Raw genomic sequence first — 2,500 nt, 5'->3', positions numbered from 1 at the left:
CAGGCTGGAAAGCTTGGCCGTAGTGGGTGACAGCCCCGTACGCGTAGATACCATGATTGTCCTAGAGTAGGGCGGGACACGAGAAATCCTGTCTGAACATGGGGAGACCACTCTCCAAGCCTAAGTACTCGTGCATGACCGATAGCGAACAAGTACCGTGAGGGAAAGGTGAAAAGCACCCCGACAAGGGGAGTGAAATAGAACCTGAAACCGGATGCCTACAAACAGTCGGAGCCCGCAAGGGTGACGGCGTACCTTTTGTATAATGGGTCAACGACTTAGTGTAACAAGCAAGCTTAAGCCGGTAGGTGTAGGCGAAGCGAAAGCGAGTCTGAATAGGGCGATTTAGTTTGTTGCATTAGACCCGAAACCGAGTGATCTAGCCATGAGCAGGTTGAAGGTTGGGTAACACCAACTGGAGGACCGAACCCGCATCTGTTGCAATAGATTGGGATGACTTGTGGCTAGGGGTGAAAGGCCAATCAAACTCGGAAATAGCTGGTTCTCCGCGAAATCTATTTAGGTAGAGCGTCGACCGAATACCCCCGGGGGTAGAGCACTGGATGGGCTATGGGGACTCACCGTCTTACTGATCCTAACCAAACTCCGAATACCGGGGAGTACTAGTCGGCAGACACACGGCGGGTGCTAACGTCCGTCGTGAAAAGGGCAACAACCCTAACCTCCAGCTAAGGTCCCCAAGTCATGGCTAAGTGGGAAAGGATGTGAGGATCCCAAAACAACCAGGATGTTGGCTTAGAAGCAGCCATCATTTAAAGAAAGCGTAACAGCTCACTGGTCTAAATAAGGGTCTTTGCGCCGAAAATGTAACGGGGCTGAAGCCATGCACCGAAGCTGAGGATGTGTAGCAATACACGTGGTAGCGGAGCGTTCCGTAAGCTGATGAAGGGAGACCCGTGAGGGCTCCTGGAGGTATCGGAAGTGCGAATGTTGACATGAGTAACGATAAAGAGGGTGAGAGACCCTCTCGCCGAAAGACCAAGGGTTCCTGCTTAAAGTTAATCTGAGCAGGGTTAGCCGGCCCCTAAGACGAGGCGGACACGCGTAGTCGATGGGAACCACGTTAATATTCGTGGGCCTGGTGGTAGTGACGGATTGCTCAACTTGTGAGGTCTTATTGGATTGATCTTGCAGGGACGCGGTTCCAGGAAATAGCTCCACCGTATAGACCGTACCCGAAACCGACACAGGTGGTCAGGTAGAGTATACCAAGGCGCTTGAGAGAACTATGTTGAAGGAACTCGGCAAATTGCACGCGTAACTTCGGAAGAAGCGTGACCCCATGATACGCAAGTATGGTGGGGTGGCACAGACCAGGGGGTAGCGACTGTTTATCAAAAACACAGGGCTCTGCGAAGTCGCAAGACGACGTATAGGGTCTGACGCCTGCCCGGTGCTGGAAGGTTAAGAGGAGAGGTGCAAGCTTTGAATCGAAGCCCCAGTAAACGGCGGCCGTAACTATAACGGTCCTAAGGTAGCGAAATTCCTTGTCGGGTAAGTTCCGACCTGCACGAATGGCGTAACGACTTCCCCGCTGTCTCCAACATAGACTCAGTGAAATTGAATTCCCCGTGAAGATGCGGGGTTCCTGCGGTCAGACGGAAAGACCCCGTGCACCTTTACTATAGCTTTACACTGGCATTCGTGTCGGCATGTGTAGGATAGGTGGTAGGCTTTGAAGCGGGGACGCCAGTTTCCGTGGAGCCATCCTTGAAATACCACCCTTATCGTCATGGATGTCTAACCGCGGTCCGTTATCCGGATCCGGGACAGTGTATGGTGGGTAGTTTGACTGGGGCGGTCGCCTCCGAAAGAGTAACGGAGGCGCGCGATGGTGGGCTCAGACCGGTCGGAAATCGGTCGTCGAGTGCAATGGCATAAGCCCGCCTGACTGCGAGACTGACAAGTCGAGCAGAGACGAAAGTCGGTCATAGTGATCCGGTGGTCCCGCGTGGAAGGGCCATCGCTCAACGGATAAAAGGTACGCCGGGGATAACAGGCTGATGACCCCCAAGAGTCCATATCGACGGGGTTGTTTGGCACCTCGATGTCGGCTCATCGCATCCTGGGGCTGGAGCAGGTCCCAAGGGTTTGGCTGTTCGCCAATTAAAGCGGTACGTGAGCTGGGTTCAGAACGTCGTGAGACAGTTCGGTCCCTATCTGCCGTGGGTGTAGGAATATTGACAGGATCTGTCCCTAGTACGAGAGGACCGGGATGGACATATCTCTGGTGGACCTGTTGTCCTGCCAAGGGCATAGCAGGGTAGCTACATATGGAAGGGATAACCGCTGAAGGCATCTAAGCGGGAAACCCACCTGAAAACGAGTATTCCCTATCAGAGCCGTGGAAGACGACCACGTTGATAGGCCGGGTGTGGAAGCGCAGCAATGTGTGAAGCTTACCGGTACTAATAGCTCGATTGGCTTGATCGTTCTCATTGATCAATGCTCATCTCAAGGCAAGCGCCAAAGCGCTTGT

The 2,500-nt window shown here is 53.5% G+C and carries 1 rRNA gene (cut by a window edge); it reads left to right on the top strand.

Annotated elements, in window-relative coordinates:
• Nucleotides 1–2,454, top strand: a 23S ribosomal RNA gene (locus tag FHX09_RS29165); it begins 347 nt to the left of the window's first position.
• Nucleotides 2,455–2,500: the final 46 nt, after the last annotated feature.

Origin of the sequence: Rhizobium sp. BK538, assembly GCF_014197575.1 — a bacterium.
GTDB lineage: Bacteria > Pseudomonadota > Alphaproteobacteria > Rhizobiales > Rhizobiaceae > Rhizobium.
This window is presented reverse-complemented; position numbering and strand designations above follow the sequence as displayed.